The sequence below is a fragment of the Kitasatospora sp. CM 4170 genome (assembly GCF_032110285.1).
Taxonomy (GTDB): domain Bacteria; phylum Actinomycetota; class Actinomycetes; order Streptomycetales; family Streptomycetaceae; genus Kitasatospora; species Kitasatospora aburaviensis.
Window position 1 is genome coordinate 6164187 of record NZ_CP134877.1, and the last position, 23644, is coordinate 6187830.

Below are 23644 nucleotides of genomic sequence, written 5' to 3' on the forward strand. Positions count from 1 at the left end.
ACCTGCGGCGCTGCCGCCCGCTACACCTCGCCGCGCACCATGGAGATCAGCCGGTCGAGCACCTTGCCCCCGCTCACCCGCAGGCCGTCGTGCTCCCACTCGTTGGTGACCCACGTCCGCAGGCCGCGCACCGCGCGGGCGGTCTCCAGGGAATCGGCCGTGTCCACGTACATGTCGTCGTGGTAGACGGCCGCCACCACCGGCACCTCGTTGGCGGCCAGCCGCGCCGGGTCGTAGAGGTCGGCCCAGTCGGTGCGGGCGGCGAGCAGGTCCGCAGCCTCCTTGATCGGGCGCAGCGTCGGGTCGGTGTCGAACATCCAGGGGTAGATCATCTCCCCGGTGAACAGCACCGGCGCGCCGGACTCCAGCGCCGTGCGGGCGTCGAACGCCGGGAACTCCTTGCGGACGCGCTCGGCCGCCCAGGTGGTCCCGGCCGGGTCCACCGAACGCTGGCCGTAGATCGACTCGTGCAGCACGGCGTAGAGCGGCCCCTCGGCGAAGGAGAGCTTGGCCTGGGCACCGGCCAGGAAGGTGTCGGACAGCTCCGGCCCGGCCACACCCTCCACCCAGGCCTCCTCCAGGAGGTAGTGCAGGGTGCCGGATCCGCTCCCGGCGCCGAGCATCAGCCCCAGCGACTGGAACGCCTCGACGGTGAGCAGCCCGCCGTCCGGCAGGGTCGCGGGGGAGCCGACCAGGTGGGCGGCGATTCGCCGGACCGCCTCGACGTCCTGCGGGTAGCGGGCGTAGTGCTCCTCGTTCTTGCGGACGACCCGGGGGTAGGCCGCCCGGTAGACGTCGTCGGCCGAGCTGCGCAGGCCGGACAGACCGCCGGTGATGAAGGCCTCGTACAGGCCCTCGGGTGCGATCGAGAGGTAGGTGAGGGTGCAGAAGCCGCCGAAGCTCTGGCCGAGCACGCTCCAGCGGCGGTCACCGATCAGCCGACGGCGGATCAGCTCGGCGTCCCGGACGATCGAGTCCGCGCGGAAGTGCGCCAGGTAGTCCGCCTGCTCCCGTGCACCGCCGCGCCGGGCGAGGCTCTGCCGGTTGGCCGGCGTGGACCTCCCGGTGCCGCGCTGGTCGAGCAGGAGCACCCGGTAGTCGTCGAGGGCGCGCTCCAGCCAGCCGTCCCGGCCGAGCGGGCGCCCGGCCTTGCCGCCCGGTCCGCCCTGGAGGAAGAGCAGCCAGGGCAGGTCGTCCTTCTCCCGGCCCGACGCCACCACCTCGCGGGCGTACACGTCGATCTGCTCCCCCTGCGGGGCGGCGTGATCGAGGGGCAGCTGGAAGACGTGGTCGGTCGTGACGATCCCGGGCAGCCGGCTGGCGGTAGACATACAACTCCTCGGTATGTGCAGGTCACAGGGGTCGCGTCGCCGTCAGCGGTGTCGCCGGTGCGGGCGCCGCGACCCCCGCACCGTATCCTGACGGCGGTCGGACGCCGGTCCGGCGGTGGCCCGTCGAGGGCCGTCGGCCGGCGACACGGGGGGCGGAACGGGCGGCGGCTCCACCGGGGTGGCTCCGCCCCGGGCGGGGTCCGTCCCGGAACGGCACCGTCCGGGCGTGCACCGCCGCGGCGGAAGCGGCGCCACGGAGGGACGCGCCCGGGCCCGGTCGGCCGGATCGGCGCGTCGGGCGTTACCTGTGCCCGGTCGGGGGCGTTCAACCCGGGGGGACTGCGCCCGGAGGGCCACCGGTCCTCCGATGGCGGGCGCAGCCGCGCCGCGTCGGTGGGCACGAGCGGCCGGGGCGTCCACGGCGCCCGGACGGCGAAGAGCCGGCCGGCCGTCGGCAGCGCGCCGGACACCGGAGCGCCGGGCGCGGGGGCGGAGACGCACCACCGACCCGTCCCGGTGGCCGGGCCGGTGCGGCGGCGGCGACCGTGGTGCGGCGTCAGGGTGGGGCCGGACGCCGGACATGACGACGTGCCGGGCACAACGGGGTGCCCGGGGCGAGACGCGGGGCGGGTACCGCAGCGGTACCGCGCGCCGCATGGCACGACCCCCCGGCGGGTACGGCCAGCACGGCACACACGCCGACGGGAACCCCCGTCGGCACGGCACCATCAGCACGCGATCGAGCACGCTCGCGGCCCACCGGCCTGACCGGCCACCGGACCGCCGAGGGAGGAGAGTCCGGTGACCGCCATGAGGCCACCACAGGCCATGCCGGCCGAGAGCGTGGTCGGCGCGCCCCCCAGACCGGTCGGCCGGCCCGACCAGGTCCCGGGGGCCGGACCCGCGGGCCAGGCCCGGCCTGCCGCGCCGCCGCGTCCGCAGCCGGCCGCCGCCCACCACGCGGTGCTCTGTGTGAACGCGCCCGCGATGGCCGCCTCCGGCCCGGACGGGCAGCTGCGCGGCCACGGCCTCCACGGCTTCTACCGCTCCGGTCTGCGGGTGGTGGCCCGGATGGAGCTGCGGATCGGCGGCATGGAGCCGTTGCCGCTCCAGGGCACCCTGACCGCGGCGGCGCAGGCCCGCTTCCTCGGCGCCGTCCGCATCCCCGGTGACCTCGACCCGGACCCGGCGCTCACCGTCGAGCGGCTGCGCCACGCCGACGGCGTGGAGACCGTGACCGTGCGCAACACCGGCAGCCGCCCCGCCCGGCTGCCGTTGGAGATCGCGCTCGGCACCGACCTCGGCCCGGTCGGCGAGATCGCCGCCGGCCACCGCCCGCCGGACCTGCCCGGCCAGGTGCATTCCGCCGGGCTGCGCTGGGTCGGCCCCACCCACAGCGCGGTGGTCAGCGCCAAGCCGTCGCCGCACGCCGTGCTCGCGGGCGCGGGTGTACTGCGCTGGGACCTCGAAGTGCAGCCCGGCGCCCGCTGGTCGGTGGAGCTCCGCGCCGAGCTGGAGACCACCGCCCCCGGGCCGCGTCCCCCGGGTGGCCGGGGCACCGGCGTCCCGTTGCCCTGGGCGGAGCCCGAGGTCCGCAGCGACGACTCCCGGGTCGGAACACTGGTCGCCAGCTCGCTGGAGGCGCTCGGCGGCCTGCTGTTCGCCGACCCGGACCGCCCCACCGACCTCTATCCGGCCTCCGGCGCGCCCTGGCGCTTCGGCCTCACCCCGGCCGATGCGCTCTGGGCGGCCCGGCTGACCCTCCCCCTCGGCACCCGGCTGGCCGCCGGCACGCTCCGGGCGCTGGCCCGCCGGCAGCAGCTGCACCCCGCCGGCCCGGGCGCGCCGGGCGGCCCCGGCCGGGCCGGCCAGCGTCCCGAGGGACTGCTGCCGGGCGCGCTCCGGCACGGCGGCCCCGAGCTGCCGCCCACCTGCACCGCCACCGAGGCGACCCTGTTGTTCGTCACGGTGCTGGCCGAGGCCTGGCGGTGGGGTCTGCCCCGGCAGGAGGTGGCCGAGCTGCTCCCGGCCGCCGAGCGCGCCCTCGGCGCCCTGCGCGGCGGCCTGGTCGACGGCTTCGTCACCGACCTGAGCCGACCGGTGGAGGAACGCTCCGCCCACCCGGTGGCGGCCCGCGCCGAGGTCCAGGCGCAGGCGCACCGGGCCGCCCTGCACGGGGCCGAGCTGCTGGAGGCCTTCGGCCGTCCCGGCGCCGAGGAGTGGCGCGATTGGGCTGCCGAGCTGCGCGGGCGGTTCCGCGACCGGTTCTGGATCGACGACTTCTCCGGCGGACGCCCCGCGGCCGGTGTCGCCCCGGGCGGCCAGCCGCTGCCCGCGGTCGCCTCCACCGTCGTCCACCTGCTCGACCCCGGGCTCTCCGCCGACGGCGGTCGCCACGAGAGCCTGCTGGACCGCGAGCAGACCAGGCTGCTCGCCCAGCGACTGGCCGCGCCCGAGCTGGACAGCGGCTGGGGCCTGCGCACGCTCAGCGCCAAGTCGCCCCGGTTCAACCCGCTCGGCCACCGCAGCGGCGCCGTGCGGGTCCACGAGACCGCCCTGGCCGTCGCCGGGCTGGCGGAGGCCGGCCACGAGAACGAGGCCGGCGCCCTGCTGGAGGGCCTGCTGGGCGCGGCCGCCCACTTCGAGGGCCGACTGCCCGAGATGTACGCGGGGGAGCAGCGCACCCCCGGCTGCCCGCCGGTGCCGCACCCGGGCGCCTGCCGGCCGGCGGCGGTGTCGGCGGCCGGGGCGGTGCACGCGGTGTTCGCGCTCGCCGGGGTACGGCCCGACGTCCCGGGCGGTCGGGTGCTGGTCCGTCCGGCCAGCACGGCACCGCTCGGCGAGCTGCAGCTGACCGGCCTGCGGGTGGCCGGTGAGCCGTTCTCGGTCCGGGTGAGCCGGATCGGCGTGGCCATGGTCGAGGAGGCGTCCGCCGACCTGCAGCTGGTCGCCCGCTGACGCGCCCCCGGCGACCGGGCGGGGGCCGGCCGGCCGGGTCGGCCCGGCCCGGCCGCCGGCCCCTGCGCCGCCCGACCCCTCGCCGGCCCCTGCGCCGCCCGGCCCGGCGGGGCCGACGGAAGCGGTCAGGTACCGCCGGAGCACGGTCCGTGCACGGGGCCTGTGCTTATCGTCAGAAAGACGACTATGATCGTCGCCATGTCGCGTTATGACCCGTCGGCCTTCCCCCCGTTCGCTGTCACGGTTGACCTGGTGGTGCTGACGGTCCGGGACCATGAGCTCTGCGCCCTGCTGGTCCGCCGGGGCGAGCCGCCCTTCCAGGGCTACTGGGCCCTGCCCGGCGGCTTCGTCCGCCCTGACGAGGGCCTGGCCGAGGCGGCCTCCCGGGAGCTCGCCGAGGAGACCGGCCTGCGCGCGTACTCCGCCCCCGGCCACGAGACGGCCGGCCCCGGTACGGCCGGCGCCCACCTGGAACAGCTCGCCACCTACGGCCACCCGCAGCGCGACCCGCGGATGAGGGTGGTAAGCGTCGCGTACCTCGTCCTGGCGCCCGACCTGCCGACCCCGCGGGCCGGCGGCGACGCCAGCAGCGCGCGCTGGGCACCCGTCACCGAGCTGCTCGGGAAGAGCCCGGCGGACGGCGTCCCGCTCGCGTTCGACCACGGCCTCATCCTGGCCGACGGCGTCGAGCGCGCCCGCTCCAAGATCGAGTACTCCTCGCTCGCCACGGCCTTCTGCCCGACCGAGTTCACCGTCGGCGAGCTGCGCCGGGTCTACGAGGCGGTGTGGGGCGTGGTGCTCGACCCACGGAACTTCCACCGCAAGGTCACCGGCACGCCGGGCTTCCTGCTGCCGTCCGGCGGCACGACGACCCGTCAGGGCGGTCGCCCGGCACAGCTGTTCACCGCCGGTGGAGCCACCGTGCTCAACCCGCCCATGCTGCGCCCGGAGTCCTGAGACGGCCGGCCGGAGCGGTCCACCGCTCGGTCGCAGGATCGGATTGTCCCCTGATCGGGTGAGGTGTGCGGACGGCGGGCCCGTGCCGCTCCCGTAATGCCCGGAATCGTCCCCGTGGCCCCCTAGTGTGCTGGCGCGGGGGCGGCGCGGGGCGTCCCGCGCCGTACAGGCGCCGGTCGGCCGAGGGCATGGGAGCAGCCAGCGATGATCCAGATCACCGGACTGACCAAGGTCTACCGCAGGGGTACGCCGCCGGCGGTGCTCGATCTGACCTTCGACGCCCGGGCGGGAGCCGTGACGGCGCTGCTCGGCCCCGAGGACGCGGGCAAGTCCACCGCGTTGCGGCTGATGCTCGGACTAGAACGCGGCCAGGGCGTCGCGCTCTTCGACGGCCGCCCGTACTGGCGGCTGCGGCGGCCCGAGCGCGAGGTCGGCGTCCTGCTGGCGGGCCCGGGCGGCTCCGGCGCGGCGAGTGCCGCCGGGGTCGTGGCCGGGCACCCGGGCCGGCGGGCGCAGAACCACCTGAGGATGCTGGCGGCGGCGGTGGGCGTCCCCACCCGCCGGGCCGACGAACTCCTGGAGCAGACCAGGCTGGCCGCCGTCGGCGACCAGCGGTTGCGGACCTTCTCGCCCGGCATGCACCGCCGGCTCGCGCTCGCCGCCGCCCTGCTCGGCGACCCCGGCACCCTCGTCCTGGACGCGCCCACCGACGGCCTCTCGCCGCGCAATGCGGAGTGGTTCCACTCCTTCCTGCGCTCCTTCGGAGCCGCGGGCGGGACGGTCCTGGTGACCACCCGGGCCCCGAAGGAGGCGGCCGAACTCGCGGACCGGGTGATCACGCTCGACCGGGGGCGGCTGGTGGCCGACCAGCCGGTCGCCGAGTTCCGCCGGACGCGGCTCAGCCCCGAGGTGGCCGTGCGCGGGCCGCAGATGGCCCGGCTCGCCGATCTGCTGGTCGGTCAGGGTGCGCAGGTGCGCCGCGACGGCGGGGCGGGCATCGCGGTCGCCGGGATCGGCCGGACCGAGATCGGTGAACTCGCCTACCGCAACGGCATCCTGCTGCACGAGCTCGCGGACCGGGTGGTCGAGCAGCCCGCACCGCGGGCCACGCTGCCGGTGGCCTCGGGCCGTTCGGGGCGCGTCCGCGTCCAGCCGTCGCGGGCCGACTCGGTGCCCGCCGGCACGGTGCCGGGCGACTCGGTGCCCGCCGGCACGGTGCCGGGCGGCTCGGTGCCGGTCGAGCCGCGGTCGGCCGGTGCGGTTCTGTCCGGGCAGCGCTCGGCAGCGCCCGAGCCCCGCTCGTCGGCCCGGTCCGATGCCGAGCCGGAGCCTCGGCGCAGGCCGAAGCCCGGGGACGCACCGGCCGCGGGGACCGGACCCGCCTCTGACGGCTCGGCCTCGACCCGCCCGGTGGCGGCCCGGACGGCGGGCGCCGAACCGTCGGCGGGCCGGCCGGCGACCGGGGTGCTGCCCGTGGCGGGGGCGCAGACCCGGCCCGGCCCGGCCGGCCCGGCAGAGCCGCAGGGGGCCGCGTCGGCCCAGCAGATGCCCCGACCGGCCGCCGAGGCGCCGTCCACGCCACCGCCCACCGGCGGCGGGGTGCTGCCCGCCCTCGCCCTCCCCGCGACCGCTGCCGCTGCCGCAGCCGCCTCCGGCACCTCAAGCACCTCAGCCGCTGCGGCCACCACGGCCACCTCACCCGGCGTCGGAGCCACAAGGCCCGCGCCGCCGGAGTCGGACCTCTTCGACGAGACCAAGCCGACCGTCGCCGTCGACCGCCTCTTCCGGGACGGCCTCAGCAGCCTGGCCTGGTCCGAAGCCGGCGACGGCAGCGACGACGGGAACGACCGCGGCGACGCCGCTCCGGCCGCCGGCGCCACCGACTGGCGCGAGGACGCCGTGGCCGGCGACCTGATGACCGCCGACACCGTCCGCCTCGGCCGGCTGACGCTCCCCACCGAGGCGACCGCCCCGACCTCGACCGCCCCGACCTCGACCGCCCCCACCACCCCCGACCACCGGAGCGAGTGAACCGTGCGTGCCCTGGCCTACGAGCTGCGCCGGCTGCGCAGCCTCCGTTCCACCTGGCTGCTCCTCGCCGCCGTGCTGCTCTGTGACGCCGTGGTGGCCGCGGTCCTGGCCGCCCAGACACCCTCCGGCCCGCTCCCCGGACCGGCCGGCGTCCGACTGCTGACGGCGGCGGTGCCGCTGATCCCGCTGCCGTTCGCGGCCCTCGGCGCCGGGATCCTGGGCGCCCTCTCCTACGGGCACGAGGTCCGGCACCCGGGGCTGCCGGCCTCCCAGGTCTCGTACCTGCGCCGGATCCGGTTGCTGCTGGCCAAGCTGACGGTGACCGGGGCGGCCGCGCTGGTGCTGGCACCGCTCACGCTGGCGGTCGACGCGGTGGCCGCCCACCTCGCGCTGCCGGGCGGGGTGACGGTGGCGGCCTGGTCGGAGCCGGGCGCACTCTCGGACCGCCTCGCCGCGGCGCTCTCCTCGGCCGGTCTCGCCGCGCCCACCGACCTGCCCGGAGCCCTCGCCCCGGCGGCGCTCGGAGCGGGTCACGGAGGCCCGGCCGCACTGCTGGCCTTCGTCCTGCTGACCGTGGTGGCGGCCTGGACCGGGGTGCTGACCGCCTCGCTGACCCGGAGCGCCGCCGCCGGCGTCCTGCTGCTCTGCGCCCTGCCGCCGCTGCTGGAGACCGGGGTGGCACTGCTGCTGCGCCAGACCGGCACGCCCTGGCCGTCGCGCGCGGTGGAGCTGCTGCCGTTCCAGTCCGGCGTGGAGTGGGCGTACGGATGGGTGTACGGCGGGGACCGCCGGGTTGCGGCGAGCGGGTCGGCGCTGACGGATCCCGCGCTGCTGGCCGCGGTGTCGGCGCCGGCGTGCGTGCTGCTGCTCGCCGCCCTCCTGGTACAGGTCCGCCGCCGCGCACTGTGATCCCTTGGACGGCGGGCCGGCTGACGCTCTGCCAAGATCGACCAGCTGTGACCGGAATGCGCGGTTCTTCCTGATAAGAAGTCAATTATCCAGTCGCGGTCGATCACCCTTTCGTGTGCTTTTCACGAGAATTCTCAAGCTGCGCCCGCCGATCGCCGACAAAGGACCTGTGAGTACCCTTGCGCACCCCACCATGACCCCCGCCCGCTCCGCCGACAGCGCCATCCCCGGCGCCGGCGAACTGGACCGCTTCTCGTACGCCGACCGGCCGATCCCGCCGGCGCCCCGCTGGGAGGGCGCCGAGTCGGACCTGGCCCGGGTCGGCCGCAAGACCACCAGCAGCCGCGGCCGCGGCCTGCACGGCCAGCTCGTCCAGCAGCTCGGTCAGATGATCGTCTCCGGCGACCTCGGCGCCGACCGCCCGCTCGTCCCCGAGGAGATCGGCCAGCGGTTCGAGGTCTCCCGCACCGTCGTCCGCGAGTCGCTGCGCGTGCTGGAGGCCAAGGGCCTCGTCAGCGCCCGGCCGAACGTCGGCACCCGGGTCCGCCCGGTCGGCGACTGGAACCTCCTCGACCCGGACATCATCGAGTGGCGCGCCTTCGGCCCGCAGCGCGACGAGCAGCGCCGCGAGCTGTTCGAGCTGCGCTGGGCGATCGAGCCGCTGGCGGCGCGGCTCGCCGCGGGGCACGGCCGCGAGGACGTCCAGCAGCGGCTGGTCGAGCTGGTCGAGATCATGGGCCACGCGTCCGCCCAGGCCGACCACTCCACCTACGCCCGGGCCGACGCCGAGCTGCACGCCCTGGTCCTGCAGATGGCCGGCAACCGCATGCTGGAGCACCTCTCCGGGATCGTCTCCTGTGCGCTCCAGGTGTCCGGCGGCCCGGCGACCTCCTGCGAGCGGCCCTCGGAGGCCTCGGTCAGCCTGCACGCCCGGCTGGTCGACGCGCTCGGCACCGGCGACGGCACCGCGGGGGAGGTCGCGATGCGGGCGCTGCTCACCGTGCACCCGGAGATCGAGCCGTCGGTCCCGGCGCCCCGCGAGCACTGAGCCGCCCACCCGGCGACCGAGCGGCTCCCGCGAACCCCCCGGCCCTCCGGCTGCACCGCATCGCACGGCGCGGTCGGAGGGCCCTCTCGCACCCCCGCCCCGGTGCCCGGTCGGTGCGCCTCCCCGGGCCCGGCCCGTGCGACCTCGCGCAGCCGTCCCGTGCCGGCCTCCCCGGCCCCGGCCGCGACGCCTTCCCCCCGCCCCGTCGGGGCGGTCTCCCCGGCCCGCCCGTACGGTCTCCCCGGCCCGTCCCCGACGCGTCCCCGGCCCCGTCCCGACCGGTCCCCGACCCGCTCCGGCGAGACACTCCGCAAGAATGTCCTGCCCATGCCAACCATCTTCGGCGCGAGTGCGCGATGATGGAAGCCGGCCTCGGGCCGCGGGCGCCGAGCGGTGTGACCCGCGACACGAAGGCCATGCGTAACACTTGACGCGTAGCAGCGATGTCTCCTGAGCGGAAGCAGCTCCGGAATACCCCAACATGTCAGAATGCTGTGTTGGTCTGCGGCGCTGCTGCCGTCCTGCAAACCCAGTCCTCAAGCCCGAGTCGGTCGGAATCGACACCGCGCGTCCGATGCGCGATTTCCTTCCCCGCCCTCTCGGGCGGCCGGTACGGGTTCGAGTCCACTCATCGTCCGAGAGGTTGTTCGTGTCGGCCAGCACATCCCGTTCGCTTCCCCCCGAGATCGCCGAGTCCGCGGCACTGCTGGCGCTCATCGAGCGGGGCAAGGCCCAGGGGCAGATCGCCGGTGACGACGTGCGCCAGGCGTTCGAGGCGGACCAGATCCCGGTCACCAAGTGGAAGAACGTCATGCGCAGCCTCAACCAGGTGCTGATTGAGGAGGGGGTGGATCTCATGGTCAGCGCGGCCGAGCCGGCCGGCGCCAAGCGCAAGAGCGTTGCGGCCAAGAGCCCCACCAAGCGCACCGCCACCAAGGCGGTCACCACCCGGACCCCGGCCGCGCCGTCGGCCCCGACCAAGCCCCCCGTGCGGATCGCGCCCGGTGCCACCGTCTCCGCCCCGGCGGTCGCGGCCGCCGCGGCCCCGGTCGGCACGGTGTCCGCCGACATCACCGCCGACGCGGCGACCCCGGTCACCGCCGAGGCGAAGGCGGCGCCGGTGAAGAAGGCCGCCCCGGTCAAGAAGGCCGCGGCCAAGAAGACCGCCGCCCCGGCCAAGAAGGTTGCGGCCAAGAAGACCGCCACCGGCAAGGCCGGCAAGGGTGCGGACGAGGAGCTGCTCGGCGAGGAGGAGCTGCTCGAAGACGTGGCCCTGCCCGGCGACAAGGCCGCCACCGAGGGCGACGCCCCGGAGGAGGAGTCGGAGGGCTTCGTCCTCTCCGACGACGACGAGGACGACGCGCCGGCCCAGCAGGTCGCCGTCGCCGGTGCCACCGCCGACCCGGTCAAGGACTACCTGAAGCAGATCGGCAAGGTCCCGCTGCTCAACGCCGAGCAGGAGGTCGAGCTCGCCAAGCGCATCGAGGCCGGTCTGTTCGCCGAGGACAAGCTCTCGGCCGCCGACAAGCTGGCCCCGAAGCTCAAGCGCGAGCTGGAGATCATCGCCGAGGACGGCCGCCGGGCCAAGAACCACCTGCTGGAGGCCAACCTCCGCCTGGTGGTCTCGCTGGCCAAGCGCTACACCGGCCGCGGCATGCTCTTCCTGGACCTGATCCAGGAGGGCAACCTCGGTCTGATCCGTGCGGTCGAGAAGTTCGACTACACCAAGGGTTACAAGTTCTCGACCTACGCGACGTGGTGGATCCGCCAGGCGATCACCCGCGCCATGGCCGACCAGGCCCGCACCATCCGTATCCCGGTGCACATGGTCGAGGTCATCAACAAGCTGGCCCGCGTCCAGCGCCAGATGCTCCAGGACCTGGGCCGCGAGCCCACCCCGGAGGAGCTGGCCAAGGAGCTCGACATGACCCCGGAGAAGGTCATCGAGGTCCAGAAGTACGGTCGCGAGCCCATCTCGCTGCACACCCCGCTGGGTGAGGACGGCGACAGCGAGTTCGGTGACCTGATCGAGGACTCCGAGGCGGTCGTCCCGGCCGACGCGGTCTCCTTCACCCTGCTCCAGGAGCAGCTGCACTCGGTGCTGGACACCCTGTCCGAGCGCGAGGCGGGCGTCGTCTCGATGCGCTTCGGCCTGACGGACGGTCAGCCGAAGACGCTGGACGAGATCGGCAAGGTGTACGGGGTCACCCGTGAGCGCATCCGCCAGATCGAGTCCAAGACCATGTCGAAGCTGCGCCACCCGTCGCGGTCCCAGGTGCTGCGCGACTACCTGGACTGATCGGCAGACCGTCCGCAGGGCCCGGCCCTGCGGCGAAGGGGCCCGGAGCACACCGCTCCGGGCCCCTTCGCGTGTCCGGACGACGTCCGCGGGCGCCTCGACGCGCAGCACTTCGGGCCACTCCGCTCCGCCCGGCGGGCCGGCGGCGCTCCGCCCTGCGGGCCGCCCCGGACTCCACCCGGGGGCGGGTCCGGGCAGCTCGGGGGCCGGGTGCGTCAGCGTCCGGGTGGCCGTTGTCGCTCGTCCGGGTGGCCGTGCGGCGGGACGCGGTCGCGGCGCGTAGTCGGTCACCTACGCTGTGCCGGTTGCCTGCTGCCGAGCCACCTGGAGTCACGGTGCTGCCCACCCCGGATCGTCCGGACCGCCCGGATCTGCCGACCGCCGCCGGCGCCCCGGCCGGGCCGCCGGTACGCGCGAGCGCCCGGCCCGGCGGTCGCCGGCGGAAGGCCGCCGCACTGGCGCTGCTCGCGGCGCTGCCCGCACCGCTGGTCGTGCTCGGCCCCGGAGCCGCCTCCGTCGAGGCTCAGCGCCGGATCATCGGCGGGAACGCGGTGTCCACGGCCGACCACCCGTGGATGGTGGCGCTCTCCAGTCGGCCGCAGTTCGGCAGCGGGCGGTCCGGCCAGTTCTGCGGCGGCGCGCTGGTCACCCCGACCAAGGTGGTGACGGCGGCGCACTGCTTCTACGACGAGTCCAGGGGGAAGCGGGTCGACCGGCCGGCGCTGCAGGTCGTGCTCGGCCGGGACGACCTGCGCGGCTCCGCCGGCCGCGAGGTGCCGGTCGAGTCGGTCTGGATCCACCCCGACTACTCCTTCTCCGCCAACATGAACGACATCGCGGTGCTCTCGTTCGCCGAGCCGCAGGGTGCCCGGCAGGTGCTCGACCTGGTCGGCCAGGGCGAGACCGAGCCCTACCGGCCGGGGACGCCGGCGCGGGTCTTCGGCTGGGGGGACACCACTGCGAGGGGTGACTACTCGCCCACACTGCGCGGGGTGGACGTGTCGACCATCGCCGACGAGACCTGCGCGAAGGCCTACCCGGGCGGGCCGGACGGGCGGTTCGACGCCCGCGGCATGGTCTGCGCGGGGGAGGAGAAGGGCGGCCGGGACGCCTGCCAGGGGGACAGCGGCGGCCCGTTGGTCGTCGCGGGCCGGCTGGTCGGGCTGGTCTCCTGGGGAACGGGTTGTGCGGAGGCGGTGCACCCGGGCGTCTACACGAGGGTGAGCACCGTCTCGGACGCCGTGCGCTCCGTGCTGTAGCAGCCTGTCGCTGTCGCTGTCGCTGTCGCTGTCGCTGTCGCTGTCGCTGTCACTGCCGCTTCCGGTCCTGGCCGGCCCGGGGGCAGTGTCGGCCGACCGGTCCGTCGGCCGGTGGCCGTGCGGCCGGTGGTCGGGCGATCGCCGTCTGACGCGGAAACAGCGAAGCCGGGCGACCGGTCCCCGGGAGGGGGCCCGTCACCCGGCTGTCCGGTCGCGCGCAGTGCGCGATCGGACACAGCTCGTGGTCTGGCTGCTGCTGTGGCGCCCGGAATCAGCGCTCGTCGTCGGCGGCCGTGGCAGTCGTGGTGCTGCCGAGACGGCCGCTCTCGTCCTGTATCTCCACGGCGATCTTCTTGAGCTCGGGCTCGAACTTCCGGCCGTGGTGGGCACAGAAGAGCAGCTCTCCGCCGCTGGCGAGTACGACGCGCAGGTAGGCCTGGGCGCCGCAGCGGTCGCAGCGGTCAGCCGCGGTGAGCGGGCTCGCAGGTGTCAGAACAGTAGTCACGTCGCCTCTTCTCTAGCTCGACGAGCTGTCGTACCAGGGTCAACATCCAACCAGGCCGAAAACGTTCCCGCTCGTGGCTTTTCTTCTTTGAGGATTCTGCTGTGTTGATGAGGACGTGCCCCGGGGGCCGGTGGTTCATGCGTGCCGGGTCCCAGGATCCGCCCACCTCTCGAACGCCCGATCGGAACGGGGTGCGAGGTCCGCGTAGCATAATCCTCTGCTGGGTTGGAGCATAAGCCCCGTCCCAGGCCCCGGTAGCCTGCATAACGGCAGTTCCGGAGCCTGCACCCGGCCCCACGATCCGCCAGGACCGGTGGTACCGGGAGGAGATGGCGCCCCGGCGCTCCCCGTCCGGCGCGGCGCTTGTTCGCGCAGCGCGTACAAGCTGCGCGGGACCGGCTCGCCGTGCTGTGCACCCACCGGAGGGGTGCGCACACGCAGCGGAGCGGCTGTCGGTGCGATGTGCTGCACTGGCGGCCGAGCCGGATGCGACCGGTGTGACCGACGAGACAGAACTTGACCTGAGGAGAGTGCCGCGTGAGTGCCGAAACGACCGTGCCGTCCGCACTGCTGGCCGGCGACGACGGTTCCAACTACACCGCTCGGCACCTGCTCGTCCTGGAGGGCCTGGAGGCGGTTCGCAAGCGCCCCGGCATGTACATCGGGTCCACCGACAGCCGTGGCCTGATGCACTGCCTCTGGGAGATCATCGACAACTCGGTCGACGAGGCCCTCGGCGGCTACTGCGACCGGATCGAGGTCGTCCTGCACGACGACTCCTCGGTGGAGGTCCGCGACAACGGCCGCGGCATCCCGGTCGACGTCGAGCCCAAGACCGGGCTGTCCGGCGTCGAGGTCGTGATGACCAAGCTGCACGCCGGCGGCAAGTTCGGCGGCGGCTCCTACGCGGCCTCCGGCGGTCTGCACGGCGTCGGCGCCTCCGTGGTGAACGCGCTCTCCGCCCGCCTGGACGTCGAGGTCGACCGCAGCGGCCACACCCACGCGATCAGCTTCCGCCGCGGCACCCCCGGCATCTTCACCGAGACCAGCCCGGACGCCCCGTTCGAGCCGGCCAACGGGCTGAGCAAGGTCCGCAAGGTGCCCAAGACCCGCACCGGGACCAGGATCCGCTACTGGGCGGACCGGCAGATCTTCCTCAAGGACGCCCGCCTCTCGCTGGAGCACCTGCACAGCCGGGCCCGGCAGACCGCCTTCCTCGTCCCCGGCCTGACCATCCTCGTCCGTGACGAGCGGCTGACCGAGAGCGACCAGGTCGAGGAGGCGACGTTCCGCTACGACGGCGGCATCGCCGAGTTCTGCGAGTTCCTGGCGCCCGACAAGCCGGTCTGCGACGTGCTGCGGCTGCGCGGCGAGGGCACCTTCAAGGAGACCGTCCCCGTCCTGGACGAGCTCGGCCACATGACGCCCACCGAGGTCACCCGCCACCTCGGCGTGGACATCGCACTGCGCTGGGGCGCCGGCTACGACACCACGCTGCGCTCCTTCGTGAACATCATCGCCACCCCCAAGGGCGGCACCCACGTCACCGGCTTCGAGCGCTCGCTCGCCAAGACGGTCAACGAAGCGCTGCGCTCCGCCAAGCTGCTGCGCGTCGCCGAGGACGACATCACCAAGGACGACGCCACCGAGGGCCTCACCGCGGTGGTCACCGTCCGGCTCGCCGAGCCGCAGTTCGAGGGCCAGACCAAGGAGGTGCTGGGCACCTCGGCGGCCAACCGGATCGTCGCGGCCGTCGTCGCCAAGGAGCTCAAGGCCTTCCTCACCTCGGCCAAGAAGGACGAGAAACTGCAGGCCCGCGCCGTGCTGGAGAAGGTCGTCGCGGCCGCCCGCACCCGCGTCGCCGCCCGCCAGCACAAGGAGGCCCAGCGCCGCAAGACCGCGCTGGAGACCAGCTCGCTGCCGGCCAAGCTGGCCGACTGCCGCAGCGACGACGTCGACCGCAGCGAACTCTTCATCGTCGAGGGCGACTCCGCGCTCGGCACCGCCAAGCTCGCCCGCAACTCCGAGTTCCAGGCCCTGCTGCCGATCCGCGGCAAGATCCTCAACGTGCAGAAGGCGTCCGTGAGCGACATGCTCAAGAACGCCGAGTGCGCCGCGATCATCCAGGTGATAGGGGCCGGTTCGGGCCGCACCTTCGACATCGACCAGGCCCGCTACGGCCGGGTCATCTTCATGGCCGACGCCGACGTCGACGGATCGCACATCCGCTGCCTGCTGCTGACGCTGTTTCAGCGGTACATGCGCCCCATGGTCGAGCAGGGCCGGGTCTTCGCGGCCGTCCCGCCGCTGCACCGGATCGAGCTCACCAACCCCAAGCGCGGCCAGGAGAAGTACCACTACACCTACTCCGACGCCGAGCTGCGCTCCACCCTGCTGGAGTTCCAGCGCAAGGGCCTGCGCTGGAAGGACCCGGTGCAGCGCTACAAGGGCCTCGGTGAGATGGACGCCGACCAGCTGGCCGAGACCACCATGGACCCGCGCCACCGCACCCTGCGCCGGATCAACCTGGGCGACCTGGAGCAGGCCGAGCGGATCTTCGACCTGCTGATGGGCAACGACGTCGCCCCGCGCAAGGAGTTCATCGTGGACTCGGCGGCCACCCTGGACCGCTCCCGCATCGACGCCTGAGCCCGACCCGGGCAGCGAGGGCCCTCCACCCACGGGTGGAGGGCCCTCTGCCGTCGGTTCCACCCCGGTCCGTCCCCGGTCCACCCCGGCTCCGATCACCCGGCCGGGCCGGATCCGTAGCGTCGGTGAGGTCTGCCCAGTCCGCCTTCCGTCGGGACGGAGAGTCCGATGACCGCCCTCGCCAACGTCCTTGTGATCATCGTGGTGATGGTCCTCGTGGTCCAGCGTCAGATGCGCGCGCAACGCCTGGACTCCGGCCGCCGCACGTGGCTGCTCCCGGTACTCCTCGGCGCGCTCGCGCTGCGGGACCCGCAGCTCGTCGACCGCGCCCACCCCGGGACGTCCGTCGCCCTGCTGGCCTGCTCGCTGCTGGCCGTGCTCGCGATGGGCTGCGTCTGGGGCTGGACCGTCCGGCTCTGGCGCGGCGAGGACGGCGCGGTCTGGGCCAAGGGCACCAGGGCCACGGTGGCCGCCTGGTCGGGCATGATCGCGATCCGGCTCGGCCTGTTCGGCATCGGCGCGGCCCTGCACGTCCACCAGACCGGCAGCGCGCTGCTGCTCGGCCTGGCGGTCCTGCTGCTGGTCAGGTCGCTCGTGGTGAACTGGAGGGCACGGACCCTGGAGCCCTCGTACGGGGCCACCGCGGCCCACTGACCGCACCCGACCCGCGCGGCCGCGGGCCCGGCGACCGCAGCACCGAAGACCCCCGGAGGAGACACCCGTGCCCGAGTGGTCCTGGACCCGCTGGCCGTCCCGCGAGGGGCTGGAGCGGGAGGCCGAGAGCCGGCCGCGGCGGATCCTCACCGTGGCCGGCCGGCTCGTGCTGCTCGTCACGGTGATCTGGGGGATGTACTCCCGCGGCGGGTACACCGGCTGGACCGCGGCCGCGGCGGTCGCGGGCCTGGTCGCGACGATCCTGGTGGTGGCGGCCTTCCTGCGGGTCAGCCGGGAACAGCGGCTGCTCCCCTCGCTCGCGCTGGCCGGCGTCCTGATCGGCGGCGCCTGGCTCGCCGAGCTCGGGCGGGCCTACGTACTGGCCGACTTCACCTGGGCCGGCCTCGCCGTCGCCGCCCTGGTCCGGCTGCCGATGGGGGCCGCGCTGGCCACGGCCGTGGCCGCCTTCGGCTCGTACACCGCCGCCAGCTGGGAGAGCTGGCTCGCCGTCTGCGCCACCGTCGGCGGGCTGACCGTCCTCGGCTACCTGCTGCGCCTCGACGCCGAGGCCCGCGGCACCGCGCGGCGGCTGCTCGCCCAGGAACGGGCCGCCCGGGCCGCCGAGGCCGAGACCGCCGCCCTCGCCGAACGGGCCAGGATCGCCCGGGAGATCCACGACGTGCTCGCCCACAGCCTCTCGGCCCAGCTGGTCCACCTGGAGGCGGCCCGGCTGATGCTGGACGCTGGCACCGACCGGGAGCAGGTCCGCGAACGGGTGGTCGCCGCCCGCCGGATGGCACAGGACGGATTGGCCGAGACCCGGCAGGCGCTCTCCGCGCTCCGCGGCGAGTTCACCCCGGTCGGGGAGTTCCTGGTGGAGCTGACGGCGCGTGAGCTGGCCGCGTTCGCGGTGACCGGGACGCCGCGCCCGCTGGCCGCCGAGGCGGGGCTCGCGGTGCGGCGCACCGTGCAGGAGGCGCTGACCAACGTGCGCAAACACGCCCCCGGCGCACGCTGCACCGTCGAACTGCGCTACCTGCCCGAGGCGGTGGAGCTGGAGGTCCGCAACACCGCGGCCCGCTCCGACCGCACGGGTGAGCTGGCCGCCAGCGGCAGCGGGTACGGTCTGCTGGGGATGCGCGAACGCGCGGAACTGCTCGGCGGCACCCTGCTGGCGGGCCCGGACGAGGGAGGGTGGCGCGTGCTGCTGCGGGTGCCGGCGTGAGCGGGCAGGACGGGCCGGGCCCGATCAGGGTGCTGGTCGCGGACGACCAGACGGTGGTGCGCGAGGGCATCGTGATGCTGCTCGGCCTCCTGCCCGGCATCGAGGTGGTGGGCGCCGCCGCGGACGGCGAGGAGGCCGTCGCCCTGGTGGAGCGGCACCACCCGGACGTGGTGCTGATGGACCTGCGGATGCCGCGCTGCGACGGCGTCGAGGCGACCGGGCGGATCCGGGCCGCCCATCCGGAGACCGAGGTGGTCGTGCTCACCACCTACGCCGACGACGACTCGCTCTTCCCCGCGCTGCGGGCCGGTGCGCGCGGCTACCTCACCAAGGACGCGGGCGGCGAGGAGATCGCCCGGGCCATCGCCGACGTCCGCTCGGGCGCGGCCGGGCTCTCACCGCAGGTCCAGCTGCGCCTGCTCGAACGGCTGGCGGACGAGACCCGGGCCGCCGCCCCGCCGGCCGCCGCTCCGGTGGGCGCCGTCGGGGCGATCGGCCCCTCCGGGCCGGCGGAGCTGCCGGACGGGCTGACCGCCCGCGAGGCCGAGGTGCTGGCGCTGATCGCGGAGGGGCTCTCCAACACCGAGATCGCCCAGCGGCTGTTCGTCAGCCCGGCCACCGTGAAGACCCACATCAACAACCTCTTCGCCAAGACGGCCGTCCGGGACCGGGCGCAGGCCGTCGCGTACGCCTTCCGGCACGGAATCACCGGTACGCAGCAGTAGTCGCATGAGCGTCTGTCGGATGATCGATCACCTCATCGAGTGAACGTATCTGCATTGGGAGTTGGCGGGGTTCGCAGGCCTCCATCATGGTTCGGTCAGCACACCCACCGGTCCAGGAGCAGCAGTGCCACAGCAGCAGACGAGCAGTCCCGGGCAGGGGCAGCGTTTCGACTGGTGGGCCGCTCCCGCCGCCGCACCCCGGGCCGAACGGCCGGAACCCGAGGCGGGGCGGCCGGCGCCACGGCAGGACCGGGCGGTTGCCGCGCCGGGCGGGCCGGTGCCCGGCCGGCCCACCGTCGCCGCCGGGCCCGCGCAGCCCGTCCAGTCCGCCCGGTCCTTTCAGTCGGCGCATCCCGTTCCGCCCGCCCGGCCCCGGCCCGTCGCCGGGGCGACCGCGGCCGAGCCGGCCGTGGACAGCAGAACCGAGGTGTACCGGGCGGTCCAGGCCAGCGACGCGTTCCAGGAGATCAGGCGCGGCTACCGGGCCTTCGTCTTCCCCGCCGGCGGCGCCTTCCTCGGCTGGTACCTGATGTACGTGGCCGCCCAGGCGGTCGCCCCCGGGGTGATGCGCAGCCAGGTGGCCGGCCCGGTGAACGTGGCGTGGCTGCTCGGCCTGCTGCAGTTCGCCACGACCTTCCTGCTCACCTGGCTCTACGCCCGCAACGCCCGCACCAAGCGCGACCGCGCGGCCCTGTCGCTGCGCTGGGACACCCAGGACCAGCTGCGATGAGGACCGCCACCCCGCCCCCCGTCGCCCCCACCGGGGACCACCACGACCTGGCCATCGCACTGTTCGCCGTGATCGTCCTGGTCACCCTGGCCATCACCGTCTGGGTCGGCCGCCGCGGCAGCGCCGCCGAGGACTTCTACGCCGGCGGGCGCGACTTCACCCCGCTGCAGAACGGCTTCGCGCTCTCCGGCGACTACCTCTCCGCCGCCTCCTTCCTCGGCGTCGCCGGGCTGATCGCGCTCTACGGCTACGACGGCGTGCTCTACAGCATCGGCTTCCTGGTCGCCTGGCTGGTGGTGCTGATGCTCGTCGCCGAGCTCGTCCGCAACGCCGGCCGGTACACCCTGGCCGACGTGCTCGCGCTGCGGCTGCGCCGACGGAAGGTCAGGGCGGCGGCCGGCGGCGCCAGCATCGTCGTCACGCTCTTCTACCTGGTCGCCCAGATGGTCGGCGCCGGCAGCCTGGTGGCCCTGCTGCTCGGCACCAACAGCTCCGGAGCGCGGACCTGGACCATCGTCGCGGTGGGCGGTCTGATGATCGTCTACGTCACGGTGGGCGGCATGCGCGCCACCACCTGGATCCAGATCGTCAAGGCCGTCCTGTTGGTCGCCGGCTCGGTGCTGCTCACCGTGCTGCTGATGGTGCGCTTCCACGGCGACGTCGCCGAGCTGATGCGGCAGGCCGCCCAGCACAGCGGCGCCGGGCGGCGGTACCTGGAGCCGGGGCTCAAGTACGGCGCGAGCGCCACCAGCCGGCTGGACTTCTTCAGCCTCGGCCTGGCCCTGGTGCTGGGCACCGCCGGCCTGCCGCACATCCTCTCCCGCTTCTACACCGTGCCCACCGCGCGGGCCGCGCGGCGCTCCACGATGTGGGCGATCGGGCTGGTCGGCGGCTTCTACCTGATGGCCATCGCGCTCGGCCTGGGCGCCACCGCGCTGGTCGGCTCGGCCGAGGTGCGGCACGCGAACCCGGCGGGCAACACCGCCGTGCCGCTGCTCGCCCTGGTGCTGGGCGGCGGCAACGGGAGCACCGGCGGCGTAGTGCTGTTCGCGCTGATCTCGGCGATCGCGTTCGCCACCATCCTGGCCGTGGTGGCCGGTCTGACGCTCGCCTCCTCGGCGGCCTTCGCGCACGACATCTGGGCGGGCGCCTGGCGCGGCCGTCCGCGGCGCCGCGGACGCCGGGCCGCCGTCCCGGCCTCCCGGCGGGCACGCGGGGGGCGGGCACGCGGCGAGCACGCACGCGGGGGCGCCACCGAGCGCGAGGAGGTCGGCGTGGCCCGGATCGCCGCGGTGGTGATCGGGGCGGTCGCGATCGCGCTCAGCCTCTTCGCCCAGCAGATGAACGTCGCCTTCCTGGTCGGCCTGGCCTTCGCCGTCGCGGCCTCGGCCAACCTGCCGGTGCTGCTGTACAGCCTGTTCTGGCGGCGGTTCACCGCCCGCGGCGCGGTCTGGTCGGTGTACGGCGGGCTGGTCCCGGCGGTGCTGCTGGTGGCCTTCTCCCCGGTGGTCTCCGGGAGCAAGGCGGCGCTCTTCCCGGGGGTGGACTTCCACTGGTTCCCGCTGGAGAACCCCGGCATCGTCTCCATCCCGCTGGGCTTCCTGGCCGGCTGGATCGGCACCCTCACCTCGCCCGAGCCGGCCGACGCGGACCGCTACGCCGAGCTGGAGGTCCGCTCCCTGACCGGAGCCGGGGCGGCCTGAGCCGACCTGATCCGCAGGACGGGCCCGAGCAGCCCGCAGACGCGCACCCCGGTGGTCCCAGGACCGCCGGGGTGCGGTGCGTCCGCGGCGGGGGCGGACGGCTCCGGTCCGCGGCGGGGTCGGGCGGGTCCGGTCCGCGGCGGGGTCGGACGGCTCCGGACCGGGCCCGGTCCGGGCCGTCGCCGGCGGCCGGTCCCCGGTCAGCTGCGGGCGGCCAGCCCGTAGCGGTGCTCGGGGCGGCCGGTGTCGCCGTAGCGCAGGGTCAGCCGCAGCCGGCTGTCGCGCTCCAACTGCTTGAGGTAGCGCTGCGCAGTGGAGCGGCTCAGCCCGGTGGCGTCCGCGACCTCCTGGGCGGAGAGCGGCCGGCCGGCCCGGCGCAGCACCCCGAGCACCAGGTCGGTGGTGGGCGCCGAGTGCCCCTTGGGCAGCGCGGCCGCCGGGGCCGCCGCGCTGCGCAGGGTCGCGAACAGCCGGTCCACCTCGTCCTGGCCGGCCTCGCGGGCGGCCGGTCCGGCCAGCGCGTGCCGCAACTGAGCGTAGGCGACGAGCTTCTCCCGCAGGCCGGCGAAGGTGAACGGCTTGACCAGGTACTGCAGGGCGCCGTGCTGCATCGCCGCGTGCACGGTGGAGACGTCCCGGGCGGCGGTCACCATCATCACGTCGCAGGCCACCTGCCGTTCGCGCAGCCGCCGGACCAGGGCGAGACCCGTCTCGTCCGGCAGGTGGTGGTCGAGCAGCAGCAGGTCGACCGGGCGCCGCTCCAGGGCGGCCAGCGCCTCGGCGGCCGAGTGCGCGGTGCCGGTGACCCGGAAGCCCGGCACCTTGGCCACGTACGCGGCGTGCACGTCGGCGACCCGGAAGTCGTCGTCCACCACGAGTACGTCGATCATCACGCCTCCACGAGAGGGCCGGTGGACCGGTGGTCCCCACGGACGTCCGGGCCTTCGCCGGGCAGGGCCGCGGTGTGCAGCGCCTCGGGCAGCTCCACGGTGAACCGGGCCCCGCCGAGCGGGCCCGCGTCCAGCACGATCCGGCCGCCGGTCCGCTCGACCAGCCGCCGCACCATGGCCAGCCCCAGCCCGCGCGGCCGGTGCGCGGGCGCGTCCTTGCTGCTCCACCCCTCCTCGAAGACCCGCTCGCGCAGTCCCTCCGGCACCCCCGGGCCGCTGTCCGACACCTCCACGAGCAGAGTGGCGCCGGCTGCGGCCAGCACCACCTCCACCCTGCCGCCACCGCCCGGGGCCAGCGCGTCCACGGCGTTGTCGATCAGGTTGCCGAGCACGGTGACCAGCGCCCGGGCGTCCACCACCGCGTCCGGCAGGTGCGTGGCCGGGGCGACCGCCAGCCGGACGCCGCGCTCGCCGGCGACCGCCGCCTTGCCCGCGAGCAGCGCGGCCACGTGCGGGTCCTGGACCTGCTCGGCGATCCGGGCCGCGACCGCCGCGTGCGAGCCCGACTGCTCGGAGATGAACTCCACGGCCTGCTCGTGCCGGCCCAGCTCCAGCAGGCCGAGCAGGGTGTGCATCCGGTTGGCGTGCTCGTGGTCCTGGGCCCGCAGCGCCTCGGTGAGGCTGCGCGTGGTGTCCAGCTCGCGGACCAGCGACTCCAGCTCGGTGCGGTCGCGCAGTGTGACCACCGCGCCTCCCTCGGCCGTGGCCATCCGGTTCACCACCAGCACCCGGTCGTCCCGGACGGCCGGCAGGTCGGTGCCGGCGATCCGCCCGGCCAGCACGTCGGCCAGCCGCCCGGGCGGGAGCACCGCGTCGATCGGCCGTCCGGTGCTGCCCGCGGGCAGGCCGAGCAGCCGTACCGCCTCGTCGTTGGCCAGCCGGATCCGGCCGCGCTCGTCCAGCGCCACCATGCCCTCGCGGATGCCGTGCAGCATCGCCTCGCGCTCCACCAGCAGCGCCGAGATGTCGGCCAGTGCGATGTTGTGGGTGCGGCGCTTCAGCCGCCGGGCCAGTACCAGGGTGGCGGCGGTGCCGGCGGCGAGGCCGGCGCCGGCGCAGAGCAGGATCCCGGTGAGCATCTTCAGCAGCCGGCGCCGGATCGAGTCGTCGCTGATGCCGACCGACACCTCGCCGACGATCCGCCCGTCGGCGATCCGCAGCGGCACCTTGCCGCGGGCGGTGCGGCCCAGCGTGCCCTCCTGGATGGCGGTGACGCTGCGGCCGCTGAGCGCGGGCTCGGGATCGGTGGAGACCCGGTGGCCGATCCGGCCCGGGTCGGTGTGCGAGAGCCGGATCCCGTCCACGTCGGTGACCACGACGAAGCTGGCGCCGGTGGCCAGCCGGACCTGCTCGGCGTTGCGCTGGGCGGTGGCGGAGTCGCGCGCCTCGGCGGCCCGGGCGATCGCCTCGTCGCCGGCGGTGGCCTGGGCGATCGACAGCGCACGCTGCATCGCGTCGTGGTCCAGTTCGGAGCTGACCGGGGCGAGGAACAGCCCGGCGGTGACCACGGTGACGCCGACGGTGACGACGGTCTGACTCAGCAGGAGCTGGGCGAAGACCCGGCGGGGGCGGCGGGGGTGCTTCAGACGGGGCTGCCTCAGGCGGGGGTGCTTCATCCGGGGCCTCCTCTCCTGTGGTCGGCCCTGTGGTCGGCACACCCTACGTTTCCGGGGTGTTTCTGTCAGCCGCGTCCCCGCTGTTGTAGCGGAAG

Annotated in this window: 17 protein-coding genes; 13 read left to right on the top strand and 4 right to left on the bottom strand. The window is 74.9% G+C overall.

Going from position 1 to position 23644, the window contains the following annotated elements; all coding sequences use genetic code 11:
- Positions 1–20 precede the first annotated feature (20 nt).
- The gene (locus tag RMN57_RS26300; protein WP_313765770.1) at positions 21–1331 is read right to left on the bottom strand and encodes an alpha/beta fold hydrolase; all 1311 of its coding nucleotides are present in this window, start codon (positions 1329–1331) and stop codon (positions 21–23) included.
- A gap of 810 nt (positions 1332–2141) precedes the next feature.
- Here RMN57_RS26300 and RMN57_RS26305 point away from each other — a divergent pair.
- The 7 genes from RMN57_RS26305 (at position 2142) to RMN57_RS26335 (ending at position 12792) form a co-directional block, all read left to right on the top strand.
- Complete coding sequence (locus RMN57_RS26305) at positions 2142–4289, top strand: glycogen debranching N-terminal domain-containing protein (protein WP_313767971.1); 2148 nt, start codon at positions 2142–2144, stop codon at positions 4287–4289.
- Positions 4290–4487: 198 nt separating this feature from the next.
- Positions 4488–5246 (top strand): NUDIX domain-containing protein, encoded by a 759-nt coding sequence (locus RMN57_RS26310; protein WP_238863942.1) that lies wholly within the window; start codon positions 4488–4490, stop codon positions 5244–5246.
- A gap of 204 nt (positions 5247–5450) precedes the next feature.
- A complete protein-coding gene (locus RMN57_RS26315; protein WP_313765771.1) occupies positions 5451–7277 on the top strand; it encodes an ATP-binding cassette domain-containing protein in 1827 nt (608 codons plus the stop codon).
- Positions 7278–7280: 3 nt separating this feature from the next.
- The gene (locus RMN57_RS26320; RefSeq protein ID WP_313765772.1) at positions 7281–8186 is read left to right on the top strand and encodes a hypothetical protein; all 906 of its coding nucleotides are present in this window, start codon (positions 7281–7283) and stop codon (positions 8184–8186) included.
- 115 nt (positions 8187–8301) lie between these two features.
- Positions 8302–9234, top strand: a complete 933-nt coding sequence (locus RMN57_RS26325; RefSeq protein ID WP_313765773.1) for a FadR/GntR family transcriptional regulator — start codon at positions 8302–8304, stop codon at positions 9232–9234.
- Between the two features lie 643 nt (positions 9235–9877).
- Positions 9878–11533, top strand: coding sequence for an RNA polymerase sigma factor (locus tag RMN57_RS26330; protein WP_313765774.1), 1656 nt, complete (start codon positions 9878–9880; stop codon positions 11531–11533).
- A 305-nt stretch (positions 11534–11838) separates the two neighbouring features.
- Positions 11839–12792, top strand: a complete 954-nt coding sequence (locus tag RMN57_RS26335; RefSeq protein WP_313765775.1) for a serine protease — start codon at positions 11839–11841, stop codon at positions 12790–12792.
- Between the two features lie 271 nt (positions 12793–13063).
- Here RMN57_RS26335 and RMN57_RS26340 read toward each other — a convergent pair whose 3' ends face one another.
- Positions 13064–13297: a hypothetical protein gene (locus RMN57_RS26340; RefSeq protein WP_313765776.1), complete on the bottom strand. Its 234-nt coding sequence runs from the start codon at positions 13295–13297 to the stop codon at positions 13064–13066.
- A gap of 537 nt (positions 13298–13834) precedes the next feature.
- On the opposite strand from RMN57_RS26340, the gene RMN57_RS26345 reads away from it, so the two are divergent.
- The 6 genes from RMN57_RS26345 to RMN57_RS26370 all read left to right on the top strand — a co-directional run bounded on the left by RMN57_RS26345 (position 13835) and on the right by RMN57_RS26370 (position 20983).
- Positions 13835–15946 carry a DNA topoisomerase IV subunit B gene (locus RMN57_RS26345; RefSeq protein WP_313765777.1) on the top strand — a complete coding sequence of 704 codons (2112 nt, stop codon included), beginning with the start codon at positions 13835–13837 and terminating at the stop codon, positions 15944–15946.
- 168 nt (positions 15947–16114) lie between these two features.
- Positions 16115–16600 carry a CcdC protein domain-containing protein gene (locus RMN57_RS26350; protein WP_313765778.1) on the top strand — a complete coding sequence of 162 codons (486 nt, stop codon included), beginning with the start codon at positions 16115–16117 and terminating at the stop codon, positions 16598–16600.
- A 67-nt stretch (positions 16601–16667) separates the two neighbouring features.
- Entirely contained in the window at positions 16668–17825 is a 1158-nt protein-coding gene (locus RMN57_RS26355; RefSeq protein ID WP_313765779.1) for a histidine kinase, read from the top strand.
- Between the two features lie 74 nt (positions 17826–17899).
- On the top strand, positions 17900–18550 hold the full coding sequence (locus tag RMN57_RS26360) for a response regulator (protein WP_380236130.1): 651 nt from the start codon (positions 17900–17902) through the stop codon (positions 18548–18550).
- A gap of 409 nt (positions 18551–18959) precedes the next feature.
- Positions 18960–19280 (top strand): DUF485 domain-containing protein, encoded by a 321-nt coding sequence (locus RMN57_RS26365; protein ID WP_380236105.1) that lies wholly within the window; start codon positions 18960–18962, stop codon positions 19278–19280.
- Positions 19277–20983, top strand: coding sequence for a cation acetate symporter (locus tag RMN57_RS26370; protein WP_313765781.1), 1707 nt, complete (start codon positions 19277–19279; stop codon positions 20981–20983). Before RMN57_RS26365 ends, RMN57_RS26370 begins: the two co-directional genes overlap by 4 nt.
- A gap of 200 nt (positions 20984–21183) precedes the next feature.
- On the opposite strand, the gene RMN57_RS26375 is transcribed toward RMN57_RS26370, so the two are convergent.
- Positions 21184–21873 (bottom strand): response regulator, encoded by a 690-nt coding sequence (locus tag RMN57_RS26375; RefSeq protein ID WP_313765782.1) that lies wholly within the window; start codon positions 21871–21873, stop codon positions 21184–21186.
- Positions 21873–23549: a sensor histidine kinase gene (locus RMN57_RS26380; RefSeq protein WP_313765783.1), complete on the bottom strand. Its 1677-nt coding sequence runs from the start codon at positions 23547–23549 to the stop codon at positions 21873–21875. Before RMN57_RS26380 ends, RMN57_RS26375 begins: the two co-directional genes overlap by 1 nt.
- Between the last annotated feature and the right edge of the window lie 95 nt (positions 23550–23644).